Annotated in this window: 1 pseudogene; it reads left to right on the forward strand. The window is 36.9% G+C overall.

The window, feature by feature from the left end:
- Window positions 1-52 precede the first annotated feature (52 nt).
- Window positions 53-1,488: pseudogene (locus OZD62_RS01140) on the forward strand (hypothetical protein); the annotation flags it as partial.

Consider the following 1,488-nt stretch of genomic DNA (forward strand, 5'->3'; position numbering starts at 1 on the left):
GAGGCAATAAAAGAAAAAGGAGAAGAAGTTAATGAGTGGTTACCGGTATTTTATGAGAAGTGTAAGGCTTAATTTCTTATTGATATTTTTTTTGATACTTGGTCTTTCGTATCAAGGATATGCTGATTGTCCAACATTTGTAGAAAGTAATACTTGGTGGGAAGCAATAGTTGGTGGAGATTGGGTAAAGGAAATTAAGGTGCAAGCAATAAAAGATCAAGGAGTTGATGGTTACTTTAATCCCAAAATTAGAGTATGTGCTTATGATGGACAAAGTTATTGTTATGACTTACAAAGTGGGGAATCCTGCCGCCAGATATATGGAACGCAAGGTACAGGAGCTGGAGTTTCTGCTGCAGCTTTTATCGACTGGGAAGGAGATAAAACAAAAGCTGGAGGAGAAATTGCTCGGGGTCTTAAATGGGAATGGGTAGACGGTGTTACTGATGAGGAAAAAAGAAGATTCGCTAACTCTCCTAAAATATGTGCTTGCAGTCAAAAAGGAGCTTGTATGTCAGGAATTTCTTCATGGGGTTCTAGAGTATTTTCGGGTGAGAATATTTTCCGTCCTGGGGAGATGGAAAAAGTCTGTGATACCTGCTACCAAACGGCAGTAAAATGTGCTCCTGTTCCACTTGCACCTGGCCCCCCTCCATTTTGTGAACAACTTGCAATGTCGCTTCCACAAGTTAGAATTGTTCCTATAACAGATAAAGACAATGATTACTTTAATCCTAAGGTTAAGGTAATCATTGGTGATCTGAAAGGAAGAGACGGAGAGATTGGAGAAAAATTAGATTTCCCTAAAGGGTATGGAGAAAATAAAGCTGAGTGGCGCTCTATTTTAGACAAAGATGGCATCACGTACTACTTCAAAACTTATAGAGAAAAAGATAAGCTCTGCGCTGAATACCTTGGAACTCAAAGTATAGATGAAAACAATCCACAGTTCATCCGCTGTTTTCCTGCACCACCTGCTCCAGAACCTGAGATAGTGGAGATAGTAAATGCAAATACATTGAAAGTAGAAATGAAGATGAGTGAGAGCACTTGTGCTAAAGCACATGGAACCTATAGTAATGGTTCCTGTACTTTTAATGTTAATACTGACCTCAACCATCCTATAAACATTGGCCCCCTATCTTTAAAAGTAGTAAAACCAGCAATAGTAGCAAAAACAACTGATAGTAATATTGATAATATTATAGAAGGTATATTAGAAAGTAATCCGCAACAATTTAAAGTTCTGAAAGAATATGGCTATGTTCCTGATGTGCAAATTAAATGTTCTAAAGGCGGAAGTTTTTATAGTTTTAATGATTTTGAGAAAAAGTTAAAAGACAAATCTATTCAATGTGAATTTAATAACTCTGGGCAGCCGGAAATAGAAGTAAAGTATAAAGGAAATTCTAACAGTAAAATGCTTTGTCTTTCTGGATGGCAGCCAGAACCAGAGGAGTTTGTTTTTAAAAGAGAAAATAAAATAAT

Source organism: Wolbachia endosymbiont of Drosophila seguyi (assembly GCF_028981765.1).
Classification (GTDB): Bacteria; Pseudomonadota; Alphaproteobacteria; order Rickettsiales; family Anaplasmataceae; genus Wolbachia; species Wolbachia pipientis.